The 6,103-nt window shown below is 69.8% G+C and carries 8 protein-coding genes; 4 read left to right on the forward strand and 4 right to left on the reverse strand.

The features are described 5' to 3' along the window. Positions 1-132: 132 nt before the first annotated feature. Positions 133-417: a DUF2530 domain-containing protein gene (locus tag ACFTZL_RS39475; RefSeq protein ID WP_382593703.1), complete on the reverse strand. Its 285-nt coding sequence runs from the start codon at positions 415-417 to the stop codon at positions 133-135. A gap of 117 nt (positions 418-534) precedes the next feature. Here ACFTZL_RS39475 and ACFTZL_RS39480 point away from each other — a divergent pair, with 117 nt between their 5' ends. Then, complete coding sequence (locus ACFTZL_RS39480; protein ID WP_382593706.1) at positions 535-1,986, forward strand: NCS2 family permease; 1,452 nt, start codon at positions 535-537, stop codon at positions 1,984-1,986. Between the two features lie 13 nt (positions 1,987-1,999). Here the strand turns inward: ACFTZL_RS39480 and ACFTZL_RS39485 are convergent, their stop codons facing one another. After that, complete coding sequence (locus tag ACFTZL_RS39485; protein WP_382593709.1) at positions 2,000-2,182, reverse strand: ribbon-helix-helix protein, CopG family; 183 nt, start codon at positions 2,180-2,182, stop codon at positions 2,000-2,002. A 155-nt stretch (positions 2,183-2,337) separates the two neighbouring features. Between ACFTZL_RS39485 and ACFTZL_RS39490 the strand changes: the two genes are divergently transcribed. Both ACFTZL_RS39490 and ACFTZL_RS39495 read left to right on the forward strand, forming a co-directional pair. Then, positions 2,338-2,775 (forward strand): MarR family winged helix-turn-helix transcriptional regulator, encoded by a 438-nt coding sequence (locus tag ACFTZL_RS39490; protein WP_215120700.1) that lies wholly within the window; start codon positions 2,338-2,340, stop codon positions 2,773-2,775. Positions 2,776-2,802: 27 nt separating this feature from the next. Then, positions 2,803-4,179, forward strand: coding sequence for an MFS transporter (locus ACFTZL_RS39495; RefSeq protein ID WP_382593712.1), 1,377 nt, complete (start codon positions 2,803-2,805; stop codon positions 4,177-4,179). A gap of 40 nt (positions 4,180-4,219) precedes the next feature. Here the strand turns inward: ACFTZL_RS39495 and ACFTZL_RS39500 are convergent, their stop codons facing one another. Further along, positions 4,220-4,741 (reverse strand): GNAT family N-acetyltransferase, encoded by a 522-nt coding sequence (locus tag ACFTZL_RS39500; protein WP_382593715.1) that lies wholly within the window; start codon positions 4,739-4,741, stop codon positions 4,220-4,222. 25 nt (positions 4,742-4,766) lie between these two features. Between ACFTZL_RS39500 and thpR the strand changes: the two genes are divergently transcribed. Continuing rightward, on the forward strand, positions 4,767-5,339 hold the full coding sequence (gene thpR / locus ACFTZL_RS39505) for an RNA 2',3'-cyclic phosphodiesterase (protein WP_382593717.1): 573 nt from the start codon (positions 4,767-4,769) through the stop codon (positions 5,337-5,339). A 212-nt stretch (positions 5,340-5,551) separates the two neighbouring features. Here the strand turns inward: thpR and ACFTZL_RS39510 are convergent. Further along, positions 5,552-6,103 (reverse strand): aldo/keto reductase (locus tag ACFTZL_RS39510; protein ID WP_382593720.1); only part of this gene is annotated, 552 nt, incomplete at its 5' end.

Genomic DNA, 6,103 nt, shown 5'->3' on the forward strand with positions numbered 1-6,103 from the left:
CCTCGGAACGGCGCGATGGGGGCGGATACCGACTCGCTGTTCGTTGACGCGCCAACCGCTGCGGGCGGACACCCCCCGACACGTCCCCTTCTCGCCGTGCGCGGGTGCGGGTGCGGGTGCCCCCATTTGGGCTTACGGGGCCGAAGGGGTCGGGCGGGTCTCCGGTGTGTCCTGAGCTGCTGCCCGCTTGATCGCGGCGTCGCGCTTACGGACGTACCAGACGCCCAGCAGGCCGAGTCCGCCTCCGGCCAGGCAGGTCCACAGCCACCAGGTGTGGCCGTGGTCGTCGAACCAGCCATAGAAGGGGAGCTGGATCAGGAAGAGGGCGAACCAGATGATCGTGCCGCCGATGATGGTGGCTACCACGGGGCCCTCCAGGGGCTCCGGCGCCTCGTGCCTGGGGGTCCACTTCGCCATGAGGACAGCTTACGAGGCGATCAGGTCTACGCGCGGAGATGGTCGATCGGGGGGTTATATGTTCATACTGAAACGGTTTGTGTCTGACCACTTCTCTTCGTAGGAAACACCAAACACATGTCGTCCTCGGCTCCCGCCCAGGTCCCCGCCCCTGAACAGCCGGGAGCCGGGCCCACGTACGGCGCACTCGACCGCTTCTTCCGGATCTCCGAGCGGGGCAGCACCCTGTCCCGCGAGGTCCGGGGCGGTCTCGCCACCTTCTTCGCGATGGCCTACATCATCGTGCTGAACCCGATCATCCTCGGCAGCGCGAAGGACATGTACGGCCACCAGCTCGACAACGGTCAGCTGGTCACCGCCACGGCCCTCACGGCGGCCTTCACCACTCTCCTCATGGGTGTCATCGGCAATGTGCCGATCGCGCTCGCCGCCGGGCTCGGTGTGAACTCCGTCGTCGCCCTCCAGCTCGCCCCGCGCATGTCCTGGCCGGACGCGATGGGCATGGTGGTTCTCGCCGGGTTCGTCGTCATGCTGCTGGTCGCCACGGGGCTGCGCGAGCGCGTCATGAACGCCGTGCCCTTCGGGCTGCGCAAGGCCATCTCCATCGGTATCGGCCTGTTCATCATGCTGATCGGGCTGGTCGACGCCGGGTTCGTCTCGCGCATCCCGGACGTCGCGCAGACGACTGTGCCGCTGCAGTTGGGCGGCGACGGTCATCTCAACGGCTGGCCGGTGCTGGTCTTCGTGCTGGGTGTGCTGCTGACGTTCGCCCTGATCGTGCGCAAGGTGTCCGGCGCGATCCTGATCTCGATCGTCACCATGACGGTGGTGGCCGTTGCCATCGAGGCCGTGGTCGATGTGCCGAGCTGGGGGCTGACCACTCCGAAGTGGCCCGGCAATCCCGTTGCCAGCCCCGACTTCGGGCTGGTCGGGCAGGTCAGTCTGTTCGGCGGCTTCGAGAAGGTCGGCATGCTGACCGGCGTGCTCTTCGTCTTCACCGTGCTGCTGTCGTGCTTCTTCGACGCGATGGGCACGATCATGGGCGTCTCCGACGAGGCGAAGCTGACGGACGCGCAGGGGCAGATGCCCGGCATCAACAAGGTGCTGCTGGTGGACGGCTTTGCCGTCGCCGCCGGTGGCGCCAGTTCCTCCTCGGCCACGACCGCCTTCGTCGAGTCCACCGCCGGTGTCGGCGAGGGTGCCCGCACCGGCCTCGCGAACGTCGTCACCGGCGGCCTCTTCGCCGTCGCGCTCTTCCTGACGCCGGTCGCCACGATGGTGCCGTCCCAGGCGGCCACCCCGGCCCTGGTCGCGGTCGGCTTCCTGATCCTCTCCGGCTCGGTCAAGGAGATCGACTGGGCGGACTACACGATCGCCGTGCCGGCCTTCGTGACGATGCTGATGATGCCGTTCACGTACTCGATCACCAACGGCATCGGCATGGGCTTCATCACCTTCGTGGTGCTGCGCCTGGCGGCCGGCCGGGGCCGGGAGGTTCCGACGGCGATGTACGCGGTGGCGGCGGTGTTCGGGTTCTACTACCTGATGCCCGCGCTGGGGCTGACGTGATCGGACGGGGTCCTCAGGTGACTCCGTAGAACTTCTCCGTCTCCTCGACCGCGGCCTGGAACCGTTCGTCGAAGTCATCTCGAATGAGCGTCCGGACGACGTAGTCCTGGACGCTCATTCCCCTTTTCGCGGCATGGTGCCGGAGCCGGTCGAGCAGCTCGTGGTCTATTCGCAGGCTGAGCACGCTGGTCCCCATGGGGATGAGGGTCGCGGCATCGTTCGGTGCGGTGGGTCGCGTTCAGCCGTCGGATCACCCATATGAGTGATGTCACGGGTAAGTGGCCAGGGTCACGGGTGTTTCCGCGTGCTCCCGGTGTTCCTTAGCGAGAGTAATGAGTTACGCTAAAGAACATGCCGGACCTCAGCCATGGCGACGATGTAGCCGCCGTGAACTCCCTCCGTTCCGCCGTGATGCGGCTGTCCCGTCGGCTCAAGCACCAGCGTGTCGACGAGTCGCTCAGCCCCACCGAGATGTCGGTGCTCGGCACCCTGTCCCTCTGCGGCAGGGCCACGCCGGGCGAGCTCGCCCGCAAGGAACACGTCCAGCCGCCGTCGATGACCCGCATCGTGGCGCTGCTGGAGGCGAAGGGGCTGGTCCGTCTGGAGCCGCACCCCGAGGACCGGCGCCAGAAGGTCGTGACGCGCACCGAGCAGGCCGAAACGATGCTCGAGGAGAGCCGCCGCAAGCGGAACGCGTTCCTGGCCACCCTGGTCGAGGACCTCGACGAGGACGAGTGGGCGAAACTCCGCGCCGCCGCCCCCGTGCTGGAGAAGCTCGCGCATCTGTAAGCCGTATGTCGCAAGGAGGCGAACCCTTTGAGTTCGGGACCCGGAGCAGCTTCCGTCCCCGCACCTGATCCCCACGACTCCCCGCCCGCTCCCGACGCCCCCGCCTCCCGGCCCGCCCGCAAGTCCTCGATGTTCTCCTCCCTGAAGGTCAGGAACTACCGCCTGTTCTTCATGGGTCAGGTCGTCTCCAACATCGGCACCTGGATGCAGCGCATCGCCCAGGACTGGCTGGTCCTCAGCCTCACCGGCTCCTCCGCCGCCGTCGGCATAACGACCGCGCTGCAGTTCCTGCCGATGCTGCTCTTCGGCCTCTACGGCGGTGTCCTCGTCGACCGGCTGCGCAAGCGGCCCACCCTGCTCGTCACACAGTCGTCGATGGGCCTCACCGCCATCGCCCTCGCCGTCCTCACCCTCACCGGCCATGTCCAGGTGTGGCACGTGTACGTCGCCGCCTTCGCGGTGGGTCTGGCCACGGTCGTCGACAACCCGGCCCGGCAGTCCTTCGTCTCCGAGCTGGTCGGCCCCGGGCAGCTCCAGAACGCGGTCAGCCTGAACTCCGCCAACTTCCAGTCCGCCCGCCTGGTCGGCCCCGCTGTCGCGGGCATACTCATCACCGGCGTCGGCACCGGCTTCGCCTTCCTCTTCAACGGCCTGTCCTTCGTCGCGCCGCTCGCCGGCCTGCTGCTGATGCGCGCCCGCGAGCTGCATGTCGTGGAGCGCGCCCCGCGCGGCAAGGGGCAGCTACGGGAGGGCGTGCGCTATGTCACCGGCCGCCCGGAGCTGATCTGGCCGATCGTCCTGGTCGGTTTCGTCGGCACCTTCGCCTTCAACTTCCCCGTCTACCTCTCGGCCTTCGCGGACGACGTGTTCCACGCGGGCGCGGGCGCCTACAGCATGTTCAACACGCTGATGGCGGTCGGCTCCGTCGCGGGCGCGCTGCTCGCCGCGCGCAGGGGTACGGCCCGGCTGCGGCTGCTGATCGCCGCCGCCGTGGTCTTCGGCGCGCTGGAGATCGTGGCGGCCATGACGCCGACGCTGTGGATGTTCGCGCTGCTCATGGTTCCGCTGGGCCTGTTCGGCATGACGGTCAACGTCACGACGAACACCAGCATCCAGATGTCCACGGATCCGGCCATGCGCGGCCGCGTCATGGCCCTCTACATGATGGTCTTCCTCGGCGGCTCCCCGGTCGGTGCCCCGATCGTCGGCTGGATCACCGACACCTACGGCGCCCGGGTCGGCCTGGCGGCCGGTGGTGCGGTGGCGGCCGCCGCCGCGGCCGTGATCGGCCTGATCCTGGCCCGCGTCGGCAATCTGCGCCTGTCGGTGGGCTGGCACCACGGCCACCCGCGGGTGCGGTTCGTCCCCCGGGAGCAGCCGGAGGTACTGGCTCCGGCTGCCTAGAGGGCCCGGCCCGGGCAGGGCAGGGCAAGCTCGGGGTGGCTTACACCCTCCGGGCCAGGAGCTGGCCCGGCCACCGGTTCTCGCCGACCGTGAAGGCCTCGGTGCGGGTGAAGCCGTTGGCCTCGTAGTAGCGGACGAGCTTGCCGTCGTCGCCGGCGTAGCAGTCCACCCGGAGGAGGCCCACCCCGGCCCGGCGGGTCTCCTCGGCCGCGTGCGTGAGGAGCGCGCTGCCCAGGCCGTGGCCCTTGAAGCGGCGGTCGGAGGCCAGCCAGTGGATGTACCGCTCGGGTTCGCCGGGCGGTGGGAGGTGGGACAGATAGGCGCCGGGCGAGTCGGTGAGGGTGAGGGTGGCGGCCGGGACGCCGTCGGCCTCGACCAGGAACACGCTGCCCTCACCCATGTACCGGCCGACCGACTCCACCGTCTTCGGGCTCTGGGACAGGGGCTTCGTCCCCCACTGCCCCGTGCGCCCCTGCGCGACCAGCCACTCCACGCAGCCGTCGAGCATCCCGAGTATCGCGGGAATGTCGTCGGGACCGCCTTCTCTGATGGTGATCTCCATGGCCTCATGGTGCCAGGCTGGGCCCATGAGAGTCTTCGCCGCTGTACTGCCCCCCGACGAGGTGACCCGTGAACTCGGCGCCGTCGTGGACGCGTTGCGGAAGCTGCCCGGAGCGGACGGGATGCGCTGGACCGGTCTGGCCGGCTGGCACTTCACGCTCGCCTTTTACGGAGAGGTCGACGACGGTCTCGTGCCGGAGCTGTCGGCCCGGCTGGAGCGGGCCGCTCGCCGTACCGACGCCTTTCCGCTGGCCGTGCGGGGCGGCGGTCAGTTCGGGCACGGCCGGGCGCTGTGGGCCGGAGCCGAGGGTGACCTGGCGACCCTGCGGCTGCTGGCCGACCGGGCCGAGGCCGCGGCGCGGAAGGCGGGGGTGCCCATGGGGGAGCACCGGCGGTACAAGGCCCACCTGACGATCGCGAGGAGCCGGGAGACGCGGGACGTGGGGGCGTATCTGGACGCCCTGGCCGGGTTCACGGGCCGGACCTGGACGGTAGGCGAGCTGGCGCTGGTGCGGAGCAATCTGCCGACGTCGGGGGTTCCCGGGGAGCAGCCCCGGTATGAGGCGGTCGGTCGGTGGGCGCTCGGGGGTGCCGGTTAGGCTCGGTGCCGTGGACCCGAAAACCCGTAACCGGATCATGGCCGGTGTGCTCGTGCTGATGTTTCTCGTTGTCGTCCTGGCTTCCGCGCTCGGTAGGTAGCCGGGCAGGGGCGGGGGACTGCCCGTTGCTTCCGGCTGCGGGCCGGTGGGGGCTGGTCGCGCCCACGCGGCGCAGCCGCAGATCGGATACAGCCCCGCGCCCCTTCAGGGCGCTACCAGGCGAAGGCCTCCGGGCTCGGGCCCGGGCCCGGGAAGATCTCGTCGAGGCCGGTCAGCAGCTCCTCGGACAGCTCCAGCTCGGCGGCCCGCAGCGCGGACGCGAGCTGCTCCGCCGTGCGCGGGCCGACGATCGGGCCGGTCACGCCGGGACGGGTGAGCAGCCAGGCCAGGGCGGCCTCGCCGGGCTCGATGCCGTGCTTGTCGAGCAGGTCCTCGTAGGACTGGATCCGCGCGCGGCTCGCCGGGTCGGCGAGAGCGTCGGCCGCGCGGCCGGAGGCACGTCGTCCGCCCTCGACCTCCTTCTTGATCACGCCGCCGAGCAGACCGCCGTGCAGCGGCGACCACGGGATGACGCCGAGCCCGTAGTCCCGCGCGGCCGGGATGACCTCCATCTCGGCTCGCCGCTCGACGAGGTTGTACAGGCACTGCTCGCTGACCAGCCCGATGGTCCCGCCGCGCCGGGCGGCGATCTCGTTGGCCTGGGCGATCTTGTAGCCGGGGAAGTTCGACGACCCGACGTAGAGGATCTTGCCCTGCTGGACCAG

The organism is Streptomyces sp. NPDC056948 (assembly GCF_042674225.1).
GTDB lineage: Bacteria > Actinomycetota > Actinomycetes > Streptomycetales > Streptomycetaceae > Streptomyces > Streptomyces purpurascens.

Excerpts from the sequence above, each read along its gene's own strand:
- ACFTZL_RS39500 (WP_382593715.1), bottom strand. The coding sequence starts at position 4,741 with ATGGAGATCACCATCAGAGAAGGCGGTCCCGACGACATTCCCGCGATA.
- thpR (WP_382593717.1), top strand. The coding sequence starts at position 4,767 with ATGAGAGTCTTCGCCGCTGTACTGCCCCCCGACGAGGTGACCCGTGAA.
- ACFTZL_RS39480 (WP_382593706.1), top strand. The coding sequence starts at position 535 with ATGTCGTCCTCGGCTCCCGCCCAGGTCCCCGCCCCTGAACAGCCGGGA.
- ACFTZL_RS39490 (WP_215120700.1), top strand. The coding sequence starts at position 2,338 with ATGCCGGACCTCAGCCATGGCGACGATGTAGCCGCCGTGAACTCCCTC.
- ACFTZL_RS39475 (WP_382593703.1), bottom strand. The coding sequence starts at position 417 with ATGGCGAAGTGGACCCCCAGGCACGAGGCGCCGGAGCCCCTGGAGGGC.
- ACFTZL_RS39485 (WP_382593709.1), bottom strand. The coding sequence starts at position 2,182 with ATGGGGACCAGCGTGCTCAGCCTGCGAATAGACCACGAGCTGCTCGAC.